The sequence below is a fragment of the Sphingomonas phyllosphaerae genome, assembly GCF_029623345.1.
Taxonomy (GTDB): domain Bacteria; phylum Pseudomonadota; class Alphaproteobacteria; order Sphingomonadales; family Sphingomonadaceae; genus Sphingomonas; species Sphingomonas phyllosphaerae_C.
The window spans coordinates 39,937-59,194 of record NZ_JAPYKH010000001.1 but is presented as its reverse complement, the minus strand read 5'-3'; the positions used below and the strand labels follow the sequence as shown (position 1 = coordinate 59,194).

The 19,258-nt window shown below is 69.0% G+C and carries 11 protein-coding genes; 4 read left to right on the top strand and 7 right to left on the bottom strand.

The window, feature by feature from the left end; genetic code table 11:
- Window positions 1-29 precede the first annotated feature (29 nt).
- From QBJ89_RS00210 to QBJ89_RS00190, 5 genes are all read right to left on the bottom strand, one after another.
- Window positions 30-749 (bottom strand): CPBP family intramembrane glutamic endopeptidase, encoded by a 720-nt coding sequence (locus tag QBJ89_RS00210; RefSeq protein WP_277978537.1) that lies wholly within the window; start codon window positions 747-749, stop codon window positions 30-32.
- Between the two features lie 4 nt (window positions 750-753).
- The gene (gene glpX / locus QBJ89_RS00205) at window positions 754-1,719 is read right to left on the bottom strand and encodes a class II fructose-bisphosphatase (RefSeq protein ID WP_277978536.1); all 966 of its coding nucleotides are present in this window, start codon (window positions 1,717-1,719) and stop codon (window positions 754-756) included.
- A 338-nt stretch (window positions 1,720-2,057) separates the two neighbouring features.
- Entirely contained in the window at window positions 2,058-4,793 is a 2,736-nt protein-coding gene (secA, locus tag QBJ89_RS00200; RefSeq protein WP_277978535.1) for a preprotein translocase subunit SecA, read from the bottom strand.
- Window positions 4,794-4,885: 92 nt separating this feature from the next.
- Window positions 4,886-5,140 carry a hypothetical protein gene (locus QBJ89_RS00195; protein ID WP_277978534.1) on the bottom strand — a complete coding sequence of 85 codons (255 nt, stop codon included), beginning with the start codon at window positions 5,138-5,140 and terminating at the stop codon, window positions 4,886-4,888.
- 67 nt (window positions 5,141-5,207) lie between these two features.
- A complete protein-coding gene (locus QBJ89_RS00190) occupies window positions 5,208-5,477 on the bottom strand; it encodes a hypothetical protein (protein WP_277978533.1) in 270 nt (89 codons plus the stop codon).
- Window positions 5,478-5,702: 225 nt separating this feature from the next.
- Here QBJ89_RS00190 and argJ point away from each other — a divergent pair, with 225 nt between their 5' ends.
- Entirely contained in the window at window positions 5,703-6,929 is a 1,227-nt protein-coding gene (gene argJ, locus QBJ89_RS00185) for a bifunctional glutamate N-acetyltransferase/amino-acid acetyltransferase ArgJ (RefSeq protein ID WP_277978532.1), read from the top strand.
- A gap of 365 nt (window positions 6,930-7,294) precedes the next feature.
- On the opposite strand, the gene galA is transcribed toward argJ, so the two are convergent.
- Together galA and QBJ89_RS00175 are read right to left on the bottom strand one after the other, a co-directional pair.
- Complete coding sequence (galA, locus tag QBJ89_RS00180; protein ID WP_277978531.1) at window positions 7,295-10,180, bottom strand: beta-galactosidase GalA; 2,886 nt, start codon at window positions 10,178-10,180, stop codon at window positions 7,295-7,297.
- Window positions 10,180-10,917, bottom strand: coding sequence for a GntR family transcriptional regulator (locus QBJ89_RS00175; RefSeq protein WP_183921065.1), 738 nt, complete (start codon window positions 10,915-10,917; stop codon window positions 10,180-10,182). The genes galA and QBJ89_RS00175 overlap by 1 nt, the downstream gene beginning before the upstream one ends.
- A gap of 355 nt (window positions 10,918-11,272) precedes the next feature.
- Between QBJ89_RS00175 and QBJ89_RS00170 the strand changes: the two genes are divergently transcribed.
- The 3 genes from QBJ89_RS00170 to QBJ89_RS00160 all read left to right on the top strand — a co-directional run bounded on the left by QBJ89_RS00170 (window position 11,273) and on the right by QBJ89_RS00160 (window position 19,206).
- Window positions 11,273-14,080: a TonB-dependent receptor gene (locus tag QBJ89_RS00170; protein ID WP_277978530.1), complete on the top strand. Its 2,808-nt coding sequence runs from the start codon at window positions 11,273-11,275 to the stop codon at window positions 14,078-14,080.
- A 201-nt stretch (window positions 14,081-14,281) separates the two neighbouring features.
- On the top strand, window positions 14,282-16,612 hold the full coding sequence (locus QBJ89_RS00165) for a beta-N-acetylhexosaminidase (RefSeq protein WP_277978529.1): 2,331 nt from the start codon (window positions 14,282-14,284) through the stop codon (window positions 16,610-16,612).
- Window positions 16,612-19,206: a beta-mannosidase gene (locus QBJ89_RS00160; RefSeq protein ID WP_277978528.1), complete on the top strand. Its 2,595-nt coding sequence runs from the start codon at window positions 16,612-16,614 to the stop codon at window positions 19,204-19,206. The genes QBJ89_RS00165 and QBJ89_RS00160 overlap by 1 nt, the downstream gene beginning before the upstream one ends.
- Window positions 19,207-19,258 lie beyond the last annotated feature (52 nt).

The window sequence follows — 19,258 nt, the reverse complement described above, 5'->3', positions numbered from 1 at the left end:
TGCTCCTGCGTTCGCAGGAACACGCCCCCTCACCGCACCCGTCCCGACAGCACGGGTCGCACCACCAACGCGTTGAGATCGATCGCGACGTGGAGCAGCACCGCCGCGGCGAGCGAGCCGCTCAGCAGATAGGCGAGCGTCAGCACTGCCCCTACCAGCGCGGTCGCGACCATCCCTGCAGCCCCTTGATAACGATGCGCCGCCCCGAAGAGGACGCACGCCAGCGCGAAGGCGGCGACGCCCGGTATGCCGCAAAGCACCAGCAGCAGCGGCAGCAGCAGTCGGAAGAACAGCTCCTCGGTCGCCCCCGCGGTGATCGACAGCAGCACGCCCCACGCCAGCTCGCCCCGCGTGGTCGGCAGCACCGACTCGACGTCGCCCAGCGTCACCGGTCGCCCGCGCCAGCGCTCGACCAGACCGGCGATCACCCCGCCCACGACGAGCCCGCCGAGCGTCGACCAAGCGAGCAGGCTGAGCGGCATGGTCCCGCCCGCCAGATCGATCGCTGCCACCCGAGCGGCAGCGAACTCGGCCGGCAGCGTCGCCAACGTATCGAGGCGCCGCAGCGCCACCAGCGCCACCAGCGTCAGCAGCGCGAAGTGGAGCGTCGGGCGCAGCGCGCGCAGCAGGAATCGACGACGCCGCGCATCCCCGCCAGGACGATAGAACCAGCGGTAGTGGCGCGTGCCACCGCGCAGAAACAGCGCCAGGCTCGCCAGCGCCGCCGCCAGCCAGAGCGCCGCCGCCATCGCGTCAACGCTCGATACGGTGCTCGCCCTTGACCCAGCGTACCGTGCCCGAGGAGGCGCGCATCACCACGCTCTCGGTCGTCATCTTGTCGCGGCGGCGCTTGACGCCTTCCAGCAGCGAGCCGTCGGTCACGCCGGTCGCCGCGAAGATACAATCGCCCTTGGCGAGCTCCTTAAGGTCATACTGCCGGTCGAGATCCTCGATCCCCCATTGGCGCGCCCGCGCGCGCTCGTCGTCGTTGCGGAACAGCAGCCGGCCCTTGAACTGGCCGCCGACGCAGCGCAGCGCAGCGCAGGCGAGCACACCCTCGGGCGCGCCGCCCGACCCCATGTAGACGTCGATCGTCGTGTCCGGGTCGCTGGTCGCGATCACCCCCGCGACGTCGCCGTCACCGATCAGCACCACGCCGCAGCCGAGCGCGCGCAGCTCGGCGATCAGCGCCTCGTGCCGCGGGCGGTCGAGCACGCAGGCGACGATGTCCTGCGCCCGCACGCCCTTGGCCGCGGCGATCGCCTCGATGTTCTGGCTGGGCGTACGGTCGAGGTCGATCACGCCGGCGGGCAGGCCGGGGCCGACGGCGAGCTTGTCCATATAGACGTCGGGCGCATTGAGCAGCCCGCCCGCCTCGGCGATGGCGAGCACCGCCAGGCTGTTCGGCCCCGACTTGGCGCAGATGGTGGTGCCCTCGAGCGGATCGAGCGCGATGTCGATCGCCGGGCCATTGCCGGTGCCGACCTTCTCGCCGATGTAGAGCATGGGCGCCTCGTCGCGCTCGCCCTCGCCGATCACGACGGTGCCGTCCATGTCGAGCTCGTTGAGCGCGGCGCGCATCGCCTCCACCGCGGCGGCATCGGCCGCCTTCTCGTCGCCGCGGCCGGTCAGCGTCGAGGCGGCGATCGCCGCCGCCTCGGTGACCCGCACCATCTCGAGCACGAGGACACGGTCGAGTACCTTGCTGGCCTGGGGCATGAGTCACCTTCGCTGCGACGTGATGCCACCGTCGATACGGTGCACGCGTGACGCTGTCGAGGCAGAATGTTTTACATGTTCAACAGCGGGACGACCTGCCAGCGGAGAAAGCGCCGGCCGACCATCGGGCAACCCGCTCGTCATCCCGGGCTTGAACCTCGACTCATGCTGCCGCGAGGGCCGAATGCGTTCACTCGCCGAACGATGGATCCCGACTCAGAGCCGGTATGACGATGTTCGGCTGGTTACGCGGCAGGCCCCGGTCACGCGAAAACAGCGTTTTGATCACACCTGTGAACACGTTCTCGCGCTCCCGCCGGGGCGGGAGCCCGATCAGCTCACGCCGCGCCGTGGCAGTGCTTGTACTTGCGGCCCGAGCCGCACGGGCACGGCGCGTTGCGGCTGACCTGCCCTTCCCAGCTCGTCGGATCCTCGCCCAGATCGGCGGCGGTCGGCTGCGGGATCTGCAAAGGCGGGAGCTGCGTCGTCACCAGCCCGAGCGTGCCGGCGTCGATGTCGTTCGAATTGTCCTCGCCGGTGAACGGATCGAAGTGGGTGGTGATGAAGTCGGGCAGCTCCGGCAGCGGCGGCGGCTCCTGCATGCGGAACTGCGCATGCGCGATCGTCTTCGTCACGTCCTCGCGGATTGCGTCGAGCATGCGCTGGAAGAGGTTGAACGCCTCCTGCTTATACTCGTTGAGCGGCGTCTTCTGGGCGTAGGCGCGCAGGTGAACCACCTGGCGCAGCGCGTCGAGCGTCGCGAGGTGCTCCTTCCAGTGATGGTCGAGATTCTGCAACAGGATCGACTTCTCGACCTGGGTCCAGGTCTCGGACTCTAGGTCGGCCGACTTGCTCGCCACCGCGGCGTCCGCCTCGGCCTGGACGCGCTCGGTGACGACCTCGGGGTCGATCGCATCCTCCTTGAGCCACTCGTCGATCGGCAGCTCGAGGTTGAGGATGTCGGCGAGCCGCTCCTTCATCCCCTCCACGTTCCACTGCTCGGGATAGGAGTTGGGCGGGCAGGCCTCGCCGACGATGGCGTTGACCGTCTCGGCGCGCATGTCGCTGACGACCTCGCCGACGGTCTCGGCATCCATGATATCGGCGCGCTGTTCGTAGATCACCTTACGCTGGTCGTTCATCACGTCGTCATATTCGACGACCTGTTTGCGGATGTCGTAGTTGCGCGCCTCGACCTTCTTCTGCGCGGTCTCGATCGCCTTCGTCAGCCACTTGCTACCGATCGCCTCGCCGTCGGCGATGTTGCTGCGCATCATCTTGGCGAACAGCGTGTCCGGCCCGAAGATGCGGAGCAGGTCGTCATCCAGCGACAGATAGAAGCGGCTCAGGCCGGGATCGCCCTGACGCCCCGAGCGGCCGCGCAGCTGGTTGTCGATGCGGCGGCTCTCGTGCCGCTCGGTGGCGAGCACGAACAGCCCGCCCGCCTCGAGCACCTTCTGCTTCTCCGCCGCGATCTCGCCGCGGATCTGATCGATCGCCGCGTCGCGCTCGGGGCCCTCGGGCATGCCCGCCAGCTCGTCCTCGACGCGCATCTCGAGGTTGCCGCCGAGCTGGATGTCGGTGCCCCGGCCCGCCATGTTGGTCGCGATCGTCACCGCGCCGAGCCGCCCCGCCTGCGCCACGATATGCGCCTCGCGCTCATGGTAGCGCGCGTTGAGGACCGAATGGTCGACCCCCTCCTGCCGCAGGAACTCGCTCAGCAGCTCGGACTTCTCGATCGAGACCGTGCCGACCAGCACCGGCTGACCCGTCTCGGCATGCTCGCGGATCTTCTTTGCGATCGCGCGGAATTTGTCCTGCGTGTCCTTGTAGAACTCGTCTTCCTCGTCGACCCGGTTGACCGGGCGGTTGGTCGGGATGGTGACGACGTTCATCTTGTAGATGTCGTAGAACTCGGCCGCCTCGGTCGCGGCGGTGCCGGTCATACCCGCCAGCTTGGGGTACATGCGGAAATAGTTCTGGAAGGTGATCGAGGCCATGGTCTGGTTCTCGGGCTCGATCTGCACGCCCTCCTTGGCCTCGACCGCCTGGTGCAGGCCGTCCGACCAACGCCGCCCGTCCATCATGCGCCCGGTGAACTCGTCGATGATGACGACCTTGCCGTCCTTGACGATGTAATCGGTGTCGCGCTTGAACATGACGTTGGCGCGCAGCGCCTGGTTGAGGTGGTGGACCACCTGGGTGTTCTCGAAATCATAGAGGTTGGCGCCCTGGAGCAGCCCGGCGGCCTCGAGCATGCGCTCGGCGCGCTCGGTGCCATCCTCGGTCAGCACGATCGTCTTCTGCTTCTCGTCCTTCTCGTAATCGTCCGGGACAAGCTGCTTCACGATCGCGTCGACGCTGATGTACAGCTCGGACTTGTCGTCGGTCGGTCCCGAGATGATCAGCGGCGTGCGTGCCTCGTCGATCAGCACCGAGTCGACCTCGTCGACGATCGCCATCGCGAAGGCGCGCTGCACCATCTGCTGGCGCTCATACTTCATGTTGTCGCGCAGATAGTCGAAGCCGAACTCGTTGTTCGTGCCGTAGGTGATGTCCGCCGCATAGGCGGCGCGGCGCTCCTCGTCGGTGAGGTTGGGCACGATCACGCCGGTGGTGAGCCCGAGGAAGCGGTAGACGCGACCCATCCAGTCGGCGTCGCGGCTGGCGAGATAATCGTTGACGGTGATGACGTGGACGCCGTCGCCCGGCAGCGCGTTGAGATAAGTCGCGAGCGTCGCCACCAGCGTCTTGCCCTCGCCGGTGCGCATCTCGGCGATCTCTCCGCGGTGGAGCACGATGCCGCCGACCATCTGCACGTCATAATGGCGCTGGCCGAGCACGCGCTTGGCCGCCTCGCGCACCGTGGCGAAGGCCTCGGGCAGCAGCTGGTCGAGCGTCTCGCCGTTCGCCAGCCGCTCGCGGAAACGGACGGTCTGCTGCGCGAGCGTGTCGTCGTCCATCGCCTGCAGCGTCGGCTCGAACGACGCGATCTTCTCGAGGGTCGGGTTGAGCGACTTGACGTAGCGGTCGTTGGACGAACCGAAGAGGGTCTTGGCAAGGCCGCCGAACATGGGCTTGATCCTGTATTGGGGAGCGCGCCGCGGCACCTTTCGTCCGCGCGCGCACGCTGATCTAATAGGGGGAGAGCGGAAGCGGCGCGGCGCTAGACGCGCCGGCGACCCGCGAAGATCGGCTCGCGCGGTGAGAGCACAAGCGCAACGCCACCCGGCGCGGCGGCGCTCGTGATCAGCGCGGCAAGCGCCTGCCCCGGGCGGACCGCCACCTGGCGCGCCGCCGAGACGATCGCGACGGCGCGCGCCTGCTGCGCCACTGCCTGCGCCGGCTGCGCCTGACGCGCGCTCGCCCCCACGCCGGTCAGCGCGGAGAGCAGGGCCGAGAGGAGCAGCAAAAGGTTCACGCCCCTGGACATAAGACGAGACGAACCGCCCGTCCACCGGCGCTTCGCCGAGTAAACCATCAATTCGTCAGCGCTGGGGCTGCCCATGGCGCGCGTGCGCTACGCCGATGATCCGCTTCATATCGGCATCGATGTCGCGGCAGTCGCGTACCGTGCAGCCATGAGACGGCACCCGCACGCCGTTTTCCCGTAAGGTCCGCGGTATCAGATCACCGTCCGGCGGCAAGATGATCGAGGCCACGATGACGCCGGGATAAAGGCCAAGCGCTTCCTGTAAGCTTTCGTGGTCAGATCGGGCGTGGGCGGATGGCTCTTGCGCGCAGCGGCCCGTCGCCACGCGCCTCGACGCCGTGGCACATGGCCAACGCTCCGCATAGAGACGCTTCCCGTCACCGAGCGCGGTAGCGTGGAGCGCGTTGGCGCCCATCATGGCCCAGTATATTGCGGCGGCGAACCGACAGCTTCGCACCCGGCGATCCGCCCAGACAGCATACGGCGTTCAGCGAGATGCTTCACCACGGCGCCTCTTTGCGTGCTCTCCCGCCGCGCCTAAGAGGGCGCCATGTCGACGTCCACCTCCCCGCTCGCCACTCCCTTCCCCGAAATGGCGAGCGTCGCCGGGGTGACGCTCCGGGTCGCGCGCGCGCACTACAAATCGTGGGACCGCACCGACCTCACGCTCGCCGAACTCGCACCCGGCACCACCGTCGCCGGCGTGCTCACCCGTTCCAAATGCCCCTCGCCCGAGGTGGAATGGTGCCGCGCCGCGCTGGTGCTCGGCCAGGCCCGCGCGCTGGTGGTGAACGCCGGCAACTCGAACGCCTTCACCGGGCATCGCGGACGCGCCGCGGTGGAAGCGATCGCCGCGCAGGCGGCGGCACAGCTCGGCTGTCAGCCGTCCGACGTCTTCGTCGCCTCCACCGGGGTGATCGGCGTGCCGCTACCGATCGACAAGGCGCAGGCCGGCGTCGCGGCCGCCTTCGCCGCGCCGGCGGCAAGCTGGCGCGATGCCGCCGAGACGATCGGTACCACCGACACTTACCCCAAGGGTGCGAGCGCGACCGCGGTGGTCGACGGACGCACTGTGACGATCGCGGCGGTCATCAAGGGCTCGGGCATGATCGCGCCCGACATGGCGACGATGCTGGGCTTTATCTTCACCGACGCGGCGGTGGAGGCGCCCTTCCTCCAGGCCGCGCTCGCCGCCGCCAACGCGCGCACCTTCTCGTGCATTACCGTCGACGGCGACACCTCGACCAGCGACACGGTGCTCGCCTTCGCCACCGGGGCGGCGGGCAACACCCGGCTGGCCGACGATGACAGCCCCGGCGCCGACGCCTTCCGCGCCGCGCTCGCCGACGTCTGCCGCCAGCTCGCGCTGCTGGTGGTGCGCGACGGCGAGGGCGCGACCAAGCTGATCGAGGTGACGGTGGAGGGCGCCGAGAGCGACGCCTCCGCCCACCGCGTCGCGCTGTCGATCGCCAACTCGCCGCTGGTGAAGACCGCCATCGCGGGCGAGGACGCCAATTGGGGCCGCGTCGTCATGGCGGTGGGCAAAGCGGGCGAGCCGGCCGAGCGCGACAGGCTGTCGATCCGCTTCGGCGCCACCCAGGTGGCGCGCGATGGGCTCGCGGTGGAAGGCTATGACGAGGCGCCGGTCGCGGCGCATCTCAAGGGGCAGAAGGTCGAGATCGGGGTCGATCTCGGGCTCGGCCAGGGTCGCGCCACTGTGTGGACCTGCGACCTGACGCACGGCTATATCTCGATCAACGCGGACTATCGCAGCTGAGGCCGCGCCGCGGCGACCTATCCGGACGGGATCGGAGCGACCGCCAGGCCGGTGCCGAGATCCCCGTTGCGGGGTGATCGTTGCATCATTGCGAGCGCGCCCTCCGCCCTCGTTTCCGGCCTTAAGCCGGGATCCATCGTGCCACGAACGCTTAAGCCGTTGCTTTTGCGGATCCACGGCTCCGGCTCACGGCCGGAATGACGGGAGTGCCGCAGTGATCCCCTGCGAGGGAAGTGCTGCGCGTCGCGCCACGAAGGCGTGTCCCGGGTAGTGGCTCGGGAAGAGTCGCCGGTGGCGACACCCCGTGGTCAAGCGTGCGGCCTGACACCTCCCCCGCAAGGCGACGACGAGCTGAAGCCGGTACTTCAGTCCGCACCGAGCGTCACCTCGCCGGCGATCCCCGCCGGAGCCGCGCCTTCGACCAGCAGCAGCACAACCCGGTCGCCCGCGCCAGCCGGCACGCGCGCCTCCATCGCGCCCGGCGCCGCGTCGGGCTTGCTCGCGACCGGGCGACCGTCGACGAGCAGTTCGGCGCGACCCGCGACCGAGTCGAAGCGGATGGTCCCGCCTTCCGCGCCGACCCGCCGCCACGGCCGCACCACCGCGCGCCACGCGTGCCAGTCCGCTCCTGCCTCGCCGGGCACCAGCGCGCCGGGCCGGACGAACGCCCAGCTGTTGTTGTCGCCGTCGGGCGGCGCCGCGTCCGCGGCGGGGCGCTCGCGCGAGGCGGCCGAGCGGCGCCACTCGGCCAGCGGCTGGGCGCGTCGCTGCTCGGGCCAGTTGGCTGGCGGCGCGATCGCGCGCCGGTCGATCGTGGCGCGCGCCGCGCGGAGTCCCGGCGCGGTCGCGGCCAGGATCACCGCGCCGCCCCCCGCCGCCGCGCGCACGATCACCTGCGCCAGCCCGTTGAACAGGCTGCGCGTATCACCCTGCTCGGGCTCATGGCTGTTGGGATCGCCGTTGCCCAGGCCGATGATCTCGGCGCCGGTCACGCCGAAGCGCACCGGGAGGTTGGCGGTGGGCACATGCCGGCCGCGTGAGTCGATCGCGTCGACGGTCACCGGCAGCGCGTCGTCGCCGTCGCCCAGCATCACCCGCCGCGCCGGGGTGAGCCGCAGCGCCACCGGCGCGCCCGCGGTCTCGTGCGCCGCCCTCGCCACCTCGCGCCCGCCGCGCCGCGCCACCGCCTCGATCCGACCGGGCGCGTACGGCACCTGCCACTCGTTGCCCATGATCCGGTCGACCCGCTGCGTGCCGAGCGAGCGGCCGTTGAGCGACAGCGTCACCTCCTCGGCGTTGCTCATCACCAGCACGGGAACGGTCTGGCCCTCGCGCCCCGGCCAAGTCCAGTGCGGCGCCATCGACACGACCGCGGCGTCGTCGACCCAGTGCGCGCGGTGCACGTCATAGGCGGTCTTGGGGAAGCCGCAGAGGTCCATGATGCCGAAGAAGCTCGAGACCGTCGGCCAGTCATAAGGCGTCGGTTCGCCGTGATAGTCGAAGCCGGTCCAGGTGAAGCCGCCCGCGACGAAGCGCCGCTCCGCGATGGCGCGCCATGTCGCGCGGTGCGTCCCGCCCCAGCTCGCCGCCTCGTCGTCGTAGGAGGAGATGACGTGGCGAACGGGGTCGCTGGCGAAGGCGCCCCGCGTCTCGAACGCGCTGGTGTCCTCCGAGCTGGTCATCGGGCGCGTCGGGAAGAGCCGGTGGAACCGGTCATAGTCGCCCTGGTAATAGTTGAACCCGGTGACGTCGACGACGCTCGACACGCTGGCGGGCTCGAAGAAGGCGCCGTTCATCGCCGCGGTGACCGGGCGGCTATCGTCGAGCGCGCGGACCGCGTGTGCCATCCGCCGCACCATCTCGACGCCCGCGGGCGTGCCCTGCATCGGCTCCTCGTTGAACACCGACCAGAGGATCACCGAGGGATGGTTGCGGTCGCGCCGCACCAGCCAGCGCAGCTGCGCCATATAGTCGGGCGCGGGATTGAACTGGCGGTTCTCGTCCATGACGAGGAAGCCGAGTTCGTCGCACAGGTCGAGGAACTCGGCCGCGGGGGCATTGTGCGAGCAGCGGATCGCGTTGCAGCCGATCGCCTTGAGCCGCTCCAGCCGCCAGCGGTGGAGCGAGTCGGGCATGGCGGTGCCGACCCCGGCATGGTCCTGATGGAGGCAGACGCCCTTCAGCTTGACGGGCCGATCGTTGAGGAAGAAGCCCTGGTCGGCGTCGAATCGGGCGGTGCGGAAGCCGATCCGCGTACGACGCTCGTCGGCGATTCCCGCGCCGGTAACGCGCGTGACAACGGTGTAGAGTGTCGGCCGCTCGATCGACCATAACAGCGGCGTACCGATCGCCAGCGTCAACCGTGCCTCCGCCTCATCGAGTGCGGTGACGGTCGCGCCGATCTCAGCGCGCGCGACCTCGCCCCCGTCGGAAGCGAGCAGCCGCGCCTCGACCCGCACCGCGCGATCGTCGCGCGCGACGCTGGTGAGCGTCACCGCCACCGGCACGTGCCACGCGCCGTCCGCGCCGCGACGCGGATCGCAGTGGACGCCGTCGCTCACGATCGAGACCGGCGGCCGACGCACCAGCCAGGCGTGGCGGTAGATGCCGGCACCCTCATACCACCAGCCCTCCATCGCCTCCGCGTCGACCCGAACAGCGACGGTATTGAGTTCGTCCCCGAACCGCGCGAACGGCGTCAGGTCGACGTAGACGCTGGTGTAGCCGGACCAATGGTGCGCCACGACGCTGCCGTTGACCCAGATCGTCGCGTTGGTGGCGATGCCGTCGAAGTGCAGTTCGATCCGCTGCCCGCGGTCGCGCGCGTCGAGCGCGAAGTGGCGGCGGTACCAGCCGATCCCGCGCGGGCGATAGCCCTGCGCGACGTTGGCGGTCTCGACGAAGGGCTGCGTCGACGCCCAGTCGTGCGGCAGTCGGACCCGCTGCCAATCGGAATCGTCACAGTCGATCGCCGCGGCGCCCTGCGCGTTGCCCGCCTTGACGCTGGCGTAGGTCGCATTGTGCGTGTCGAGCCGCGGCGGCGCGATATCGCCCTCGTGGAACAGCCATCCGCGCTCGAGCCGCACCCGCGTGGGATCGCCGTCGAAGGTGCGCGGCGGCAGCGCGTCGACGGGCGCGGGCATCGGCAGCCCGTCGCTCGCGCCGCGACGGCCCGCAGGCGCGGCGGCGAGCGGCGCGCCCGCGACGGTCGCGAGCGCCGCGGTGCCGCGCAGCAGGTCACGCCGCCGCATCAGAGATCGGACAGCTCGGCGACGAAGTCGTAGGCGTCGCCGCGGTAATAAGATCGGGTGAACTCCACCGCACGCCCGTCGCGCAGGAAGCCGCGCCGCTCGATCAGCAACCCGGCATGGCCCGACTCGACACCGAGCATCCGCGCGTGCTCACCCCCGAACGGTACGGCGCGAAGCCGCTGCAGCGCGCGCGCCGGCCGACTGCCCGCCGCCTGAAGCGCGGTGTAGAGTGAGTCCCCCACCGCCTCGGCCGAGGGCAGACAATAGCCCGCGATGGTCGAGAGCTCGAGCGCCATCGGCTCGTCGTCGGCGCTGCGCAGCCGGTGGAAACGGTACACCGCCGCGCCGGGCGAGAGGCCGAGCGCCATTGATTCCTCGGGGCTCACCGTGCCGGCGGCGCGCAGGATCCACTGGCTCGACGCGGTCTTGCCGCGCGCCGCCATGTCCTCGGTGAAGGACGACAATTTGGAGAAGCTCTTCTCGACGCGCCCCGCGACGAAGGTGCCCGCGCCGCGTCGCCGGGTCAGCAATCCCTCCTCGACCAGACCGCCGATCGCCTTGCGCACCGTGATGCGCGAAACGTCATACTCCACCGCGAGGTCGCGCTCGGCCGGAATGGCGTCACCCTGCTGGAGCTTGCCGCCGCCGATGCCGTCGCGAATGACCTGTTGTAGCTGGAGGTAGAGTGGCGCCGCATTGCCCCGCCGGAACTTTCCGATCTCCTCGGCGAACCCCATTCCCTTCTCCCCCTGCCGGCTGATCATCGCCGGATCGTCGTAACGTACCGGAACAGGTCCAGCGCCACAATCGTCGCTCCCAGTTCGATAGAACCACTTCATGCCGCCTTCATCATCGGCCCGGCAACGCTCAGCCTCGGATGCCGCATGGCCGAGAAATCGAACGCCATCCGCTACTTAATACAAGGTGCACAATACGTAACCAAAGTGCAATTTTTTGTCGCCTGATTGGTATACTTTGGTTATACGATCTTGGAATCGCAGGAGCGGGGCCAACCCGACGCGCGGTCGCGGGGCGAACACGGCTTTTCACATGGAGCGAGCGGTCAGGGCCGGGTCGCCCAAAGGGGAGAATATGACGATGCGTATGCGGCAATTGGTCCTACTCTCGACCGCGCTCACCGGTCTCGCCGGCACCGCGCAGGCGCAGCAGACCCCGCCCTCGACGACGCCGCCGAGCGAGGCCGCCCCGGCGGTCGATCCGTCGAGCGACACCACCGGCGAGGACGTCGTCGTCACCGGCTATGCGCGCAGCCTCCGTCAGGCGATCGAAGTCAAGCGCAGTGCCAATGCGGTGGTGGACGCGATCTCGGCCGAGGACATCGGCAAGTTCCCCGATCGCAACGTCGCCGAGTCGCTCGCGCACATCCCCGGCGTATCGATCGACCGCCGCTTCGGCGAGGGCGAGAAGGTCGCCATCCTCGGCACCGATCCGGCGCTCAACCGCATGCTGCTCGACGGCCACGCGCTGGCCTCGGCCGACTGGGGCGGCAACGACAACGACCCGTCCAGCCGTACCTTCAACTACTCGCTGCTCGCGCCCGAGCTGGTCGACCGGCTCGAGGTGTACAAGTCGCCCGAGGCGCGGCTCGAGGACGGCAGCCTCGGCGGCACGGTGATCGTGCGCACGCGCCGACCGCTGGAGCTGGAGGCCAATTCGCTGTTCGGTTCGGCCGGCTACACCTACAACGACCGGTCGGACAAAGGCAGCGTCCGCGGCTCGGGATTGTACAGCTGGAAGAACAAGGACGAGACCTTCGGCTTCCTCGTCGCCGCGACCTATGACAAGCAGCAGCTGGTCCGCTCGGGTGTCGAATTCTTCGGCTATGACAATAGCACCCCCAACGCCGATGGCACGTACAGCAGCCCCTTCGTCAATCGCGACGCCACCACGGGCGCGCTCAGCCTGAAGAACCCGAACGCGACGATCAGCGGGGGGACCGTGTCCGACCTGTACAAGGCGGCCTCGCCCTTCGGCATCAACTATGCCTATTTCCAGCAGCAGCGCGAGCGCACCAGCGTCTCGGGCACGGTGCAATACCGCCCGGCCAGCAACCTGACGCTCACCCTGAACGGCCTGCACATCAACGGCAATTACAACAATTACAGCCAGGCGATGTACACCATCCCCGGCGCGTGGAGCGGCGCGGACCTGCAATCGGCGACGATCTCGAACGGGCTCGTCACCCAGGCCTCGTTCGGCGCGGCGACCAGCCAGCGCAACGCCCAGCTCGATACGCTGGTGCGTGCGACCAAGCTGAAGACCGACAATCTCAACTTCTTCGCCGACTGGGAAGGCGATGACGGCGCCAAGGTGACCTTCCTCGGCGGCTGGAGCAAGGCGACCGGCGGCCGCAACCCGGAATATCTGTTCAACGTGCAGACCAAGCTGCCGTTCAGCTATGCGATCAGCCCCACCACCGCCGAGGTCAATTACACCGGCGACCTGACCAACCCGGCCAATTACTTCACCAACCCGCAGAACAACCCGGTCACGATCGAGGGCGCGCCCTACAACGTCAACGGCACGCAGCTGAACGCCGCGCAGATCGGCGGCCTCGATTATAGCGTCACCACCGATCGCGACATCTTCGGCGGCTTCGACGCGACCGTCCCGCTCAGCGACGGCTTCTTCAAGCAGGTGCTGATCGGCGCGCGCATCACCGACCATGTCAACAAGATCGACGCCCGCGGGATCAACACCTACCTGACCACCTCGAAGCTCGGCTCCGAATTGGGTGTGACCACGCTGACCACGCCGGACGGCATCTTCGACGGCTCTGGCGGCTCGGGGTCGGCGACCAAATATCTGAACCTGCCGCGCGATGCGGTGATCGACATCCTGGCAAACAGCATCAACACGCCGCTGTTCACCAAGGTCGGCGGTTCGACGCGGGTCGAGGAGCGCACCGCCGCCAGCTACGTCCAGGTCAATTTCGATCAAGGGGGTCTACGCGGCAACCTGGGCGGGCGGCTCGTCTACACGCGCGATGTCTCTTATTACGCGCTGTCGCTGCCGACTTTGGACAACCCTAACCCGATCCCGGTGCCGACCAGCACCTCGACCGATTACCTGAAGTTCCTGCCCGCGCTCAACGTCGCCTATGAGATCAACCCACAGGTCATCGTGCGCGGCGCGGTGGCCAAGGTGATCTCGCGGCCCCGCTACCAGGATCTCGCGGCGTCGATCACGCAGAACGACGTCACCTTCGACGCCGGGGGCGGCAACCCGAACCTGAAGCCTTATGAGTCGACCAACTATGAGGTGACCGCCGAATTCTACCCGCGTGCGGGCGCGCTGCTGTCGCTGGAGCTGTATCGCCGCGAGATCGGCAATTACATCTTGTCGACGACGCTGAACAACCAGAGCTTCTACAACTCGCTCGAGGGTCGGGTGATCAACACCTATCGCCTCTCAAGCCCGATCAACGCGGGCAAGGCGAAGGTCAACGGCGTGCTGGTCAACGGCCAGGCGGAGATCTGGGGCGGCTTCGGCATCCAGGCGAACTATGCCTACCAGGACAGTTCGACCTCGGTGATCCCGGGCGTCGACGGTGAGCTGAACCTGCCTTATCTCTCGAAGCACACCGTTAACGTCATCCCCTATTTCGAGAAGGGGCCGTTCCAGGCACGCGTCAGCTACAATTATCGTTCCTCCTACTTTCGCGCGATCGGCCGCCTGAACTCGTTCGAGATGGTCGCTCCGTATAACCAGCTCGACGCCTCGGCCTCGCTCGCGCTGACGCCGAACATCTCGCTCACCGTCAACGCGCAGAACCTGCTCGACGAGACCTACCTGCAATATAGCGGCACGCGCGATCGCCCTTCGGCCTCGTACAAGAACGGCCGCACCTTCGTGGGGAGTGTCACCTTCCGGATGTGATCGCCTTGCCCTTCTGTCGCACCGGCTTCCGCCGGGGCGACAGAAGGGGGTGGTCCTGCTCCTTATGGCCCACGCCTGCCCTTATCGGGTCATGCCGTTCCCCCTCACCGCGCGCCTTTCTTTTTATGGCCGAGGCATGGACGCCCGGCAGTGCATCGGTCATGATACCTCTTAATACCAAAACGTAACCAAGGGGTGGGCATGATCCGCAGCACGCTGGGGGCCTCGATCGGGGCGGCATTGGTGATCGCGACGCCGGCAACGGCGCAGCGCGGCGGTGACGTACCCAAGCTGCTCCCGATGCCGCAGTCGCTCACGCGCGGTTCCGGCACGCTCACGATCGCCGCTGGCGCCGATGTCGCCGCCGACACGCCGCTCGCCCGGTCTGCAGCGACGCTGCTGGTCGACCACGTCCGCACCGCGCGCGGCATCGTGCTCGCGCCCGCCGAGACTGCGACCGCGCGCATCCGCTTCGTCGCCGACCCCTCGATAAAGGGCGACGAGGCTTATCGTCTCACCGTGGCCCGTGACGGCATCCGCGTTGCCGCCGCCGCCGCGCCGGGCTTCGTCCACGGCGCCATGACGCTGGTGCAGCTGCTCAGCCCCGACGCACACTTCGGGCAATCGGTGCGCGTGCCCGCGGTGACGATCGAGGACTCGCCGCGTTTCGCCTGGCGCGGGCTGATGCTCGACACGGCCCGCCATTTCCTCCCGCTGCCCGAGATCGAGAAAATCGTCGACCAGATGGCGGCGGTGAAACTCAACACGCTCCACCTCCATCTCAGCGACGACCAAGGCTGGCGCTTCGAGGTGAAGCGCTATCCCAAGCTCACCGAGGTCGGCGCGTGGCGCACCCCGCCGTCGACCGGCGGCGCGGCGCCGACACAGCGCTACGGCGGCTTCTACACGCAGGACGAGCTGCGCGGCCTGGTACGCTACGCCGCCGAGCGCGGGATCACGATCGTTCCAGAGATCGACCTGCCCGGCCACGCCCAGGCGCTGGTCGCGTCCTATCCCCAGTTCGGCGTACTCGGCGATCGGCCCGAGACGGGCAACGGCTGGGGTATCTTCCCCTATCTGCTCAATCCCGGGCCCGAGGGCGTCGCCTTCGTCAAGCAGGTGCTCGACGAGCTGATCGACGTCTTCCCCGGCACCTACGTCCATCTCGGCGGCGACGAGGCGGTGAAGGACCAGTGGGAGCGCAGCCCCGCGGTGCAGGCGCAGATCAAGGCGCTCAACCTCAAGGACGAGAATGCGCTGCAGAGCTGGCTGATCGACGAGCTCGGCACTTATCTGTCGAGCAAAGGCCGGCGTCTGATCGGCTGGGACGAGATCCTTGAGGGCGGCCTGCCTCCTTCCGCCTCGGTGATGTCGTGGCGCGGCGAGAAGGGCGCGGTCGACGCCGCCAACCAGAACCATGACGTCGTGCTCTCGCCCGCGCCGACGATGTACATCAACTACCTCCAGAGCTACCGCGCCGACGAGCCGCCCGGCCCGATCCAGGTACAGACGCTCGCCGATACCTACGCCTATGAGCCGATGCCGAAGGGGCTCGATCCGGCCAAGGCGGGCCACGTGCTCGGCGCGCAGATGAACCTGTGGAGCGAGTATCTCGTTACGCCCTACCAGTATCAGCACTCGATCTTTCCGCGGCTCGCCGCGCTGGCGGAGAACAGCTGGATCGAGCGACCGCGCGACTTCGCCGGCTTCCTGACGCGGCTCCAGCCGCAGGTCGCGCGCTGGAAGCGTGGCGGGGTCGCGGTGGCCGACTCCAGCGCCGCCGTCGATGTCAGGCTCGCGGGTACGCGCGGCGACGCGCTGCGCGGCAGACGGGTGAGCCTGACCCTCGCGCAGGACGCGCCGCAGGGGACGATCCGCTACACGCTCGACGGCTCGGCGCCGACGCCCCGGTCGCGCCGCTACGCCGCGCCGCTGTCGCTCGCGCTGGGGCAGACGGTGCGCGCCGCGCCGTTCGACGCCGCGGGTACCGCGCTTGCCGCGCCGCGTGCGTTCGACACCGGGCGCGAGGCGCTGCTCACGCGCGTGTCGGGCGAGATGGCGGCCTGCCCCGGCGAGACACGCGGGCTGCGCGTGCCGCTCACCGCCGACGCCGTCGCGAACGCGCCGACCTACGACGTCAACATCTTCAACTTGTGCAGCGTTTACCCTGCCGCGCCGCTGGACGTGGCGGGGGGCTTCACCGTCGAGGTGGCGCGGCTGGCGCGCAATCACGGGCTGGCGCACGACATCGACAAGGTCCGGCGCCACTTCAATGTCACCCCGCACGGCGAGCTGCTGGTGACGCTGGGCTGCCCCGCGATGAAGGACGGCAAGCCCGATCCCGACGCGCCCCGCCCCGTCATCGCCGCCAGCTTCCCGCTGCCCGATCCCGCGAGCGCACCGCAGCGGCTGCGCTTCACCGGCACGCTGCCGGCGATGGACGGCGATCGCGACCTCTGCTTCCAGTTCACCTCCCCGCTCACCGAGCCGCTGTACGCGGTCGAGCGGGTCAGCCTCACGGACCGTCGTTGATGCGTCGCACTGCCCTGCTCTGCCTGCCGCTCTTGTTCATCGCCGGCGCTGCGGCCGCCGCGCCCAAGACCGTTACCTCGCTCGACAGCGGCTGGCGCGTGCGGATCGATCCCGCCGACGCCGCCGCGGCCAAGGCGCATCCCCGCGCTGCGCGATGGTTCACCGCGACGGTGCCGGGCAGCGTCCAGCAGGACCTGATCGCGACGCGCCAGGTGCCCGACCCGTTCCTGCGCACCAATGAGGCCGCGATCCAATGGCCCGGGCTCACCGCCTGGGAGTATCAGCGCGTGCTCGACGTCACGCCCGCGCTGCTCCAACGCGACCATCTCGACCTCGTATTCGACGGGCTCGACACGTTCGCGACCGTGTCGATCAACGGCCAGGTCGTGCTCACCGCGGACAATGCGCACCGCCGCTGGCGCGTCGAGGCCAAGAAATGGCTCAGGGCCGGACGCAACGAGGTGACGATCGCCTTCGCCTCGCCGATCAGGAAGCTCCAGCCGATGGTGCTCGCCGAGGCCAACCCGCTGCCGGGCGAATATGACTCGGCGTTCGGCGACGAGCCCGCAGGCAAGCAGACCTCGCCCTACATCCGCAAGCCCAAGTACCATTACAGCTGGGACTGGGGGCCCCGCATCGTCAACATCGGCGTGTGGCAGGATGTGCGGCTCGAGGCGTGGGACGAGGCGCGGCTCGACCGCATGCTGGTCGAGCAGGTCGCGCTCACCGACCAGGAGGCGCGGCTCGCTGCCAAGTTCGAGGTGATCGCCGGCCACGCGCGCACCGCGACGTTGCGCGCGCAGGTGGCGGCCCCAGACGGCACGACCGTCACCGCCGAGCAGAAGGTCTCGCTCGCCCACGGGCGCAACCGCGTCACCGTGCCGCTGACGGTCGCGTCGCCGCAGCGTTGGCAGCCGGTCGGCTATGGTTCGCAGCCTTTGTACCGCGTCAGCGGCGCGTTGGTCGAGGATGGCATCGCGAGCGACAGCGCCGAGCGGCGCATCGGCCTGCGCACCGTCGAGCTGATCCGCGGCGGCGGCGCTTTCGGCTTCCGCGTCAACGGCACGCCGATCTTCGCCAAGGGCGCGAACGTGATCCCGTTCGACAGCTTCCCGTCGCGCGTCACACCTGCGACGATGCGCGGGCTGCTGCGCGACGCCAAGGCAGTCAACATGAACATGCTGCGGATCTGGGGCGGCGGCCATTATCTGCCCGACTCCTTCTTCGACGCCGCCGACGAGCTGGGGCTGATGATCTGGTCGGACTTCATGTTCGGCGGCTCGGTCACCCCGCCCGACGCGGCGTTCCGCGAGAACGTCCGCGTCGAAGCCGAGGAGCAGGTCGCGCGCCTCTCCGGCCACCCCTCGATCGTGCTGTGGGCGGGCGGCAACGAGGTGCTGTCGGGCTGGGAGAATTGGTCCGATCGCAAGGCGTTCAAGAAGCGCGTCGGCGTCGACGAGCAGGAGCGGATCGGCACCGGCATGGCGGTGCTGTTCGATCGTGTGCTGCGCGACGCGGTGCGCGACTATGACCCGGCGGTTCCTTATTGGCCCGGCTCGCCCTCGACCGGCTACGAAGGCCCGGTCGACACCGACGCCGCCGGCGACCGCCACTTCTGGGACGTCTGGTCGGGCTCCAAACCGGTCGAGAATTATCTCGACAGCTGCCCACGCTTCATGAGCGAGTACGGCTTCCAGGGCGCGCCCGATCTCGCCACGATCAAGGACTTCGCGGGCACGCTCAAGCTTACCCCGGACGCGCCAGTGATGCGCGCGCACCAGAAGTTCCTCGCCGGCGCGGGCAACGAGCGGCTGATGTTCTACCTGCGCGAGCGGCTCGGCGAGCCGCGCGACTTCGCCGACTTCGTCTACCTCACCCAGGTCAACCAGATGCAGGCGATCGAGCTGGCCGCGCTGCACCACCGCGCCTGCCGGCCGATCAACATGGGCTCGCTCTTCTGGCAGCTCAACGACGTGTGGCCCGCGATCTCCTGGGCGAGCATCGATCACTCCGGGCGGTGGAAGCTGCTCCAATACGCCGCGCGCCGCTTTTTCGCGCGGCAGGCGATCGTCGCCGAGCATCGCGACGGCAAGCTGCGCCTCGCGGTCGTGTCCGATGCGACCCGGCCGATCGCGGCGCGCTGGCGCGTGCGCGCCTTCGCCACCGACGGCAGCGCGCTGGGCGAGCGCGGCGGCGACCTGACGCTGGCGCCGCTCGCCGCCGCGGAGGTGGCCTCGATCGGCGACGCCGAGCTGTTCGCTGCCGCTCCCCCCGAGGCGAGCTATGCGGTGGCCGAGCTCATCATCGGCGACGCGGTGGCCAGCCGCCGCGTGATCGAGCGCGTGTTGCCCAAGGCGATGCGCTGGCCCGCTCCCGGTCTCAGCGCGCGCTGGGACGGGCGCAGCGTCACCATAACTGCGCAGAAGCTGGCGCAGGCGGTGATGCTCGACTTCGGCGCCACCGCGGCGCAACCGTCCGACGACGGCTTCGACCTCTTGCCCGGAGAGAGTCGCACCATCACGATCGAGTCCGAGGCACCGCCCGCTGCGCTGAAGCGCGCGCTGGTGCTGCGCTCGCTGGGAGGAAGCAAGTGATCTGGCTGTTACTCGCGCAGGCCGCCGATCCGGTGGCCGCGACCGTCGCGAC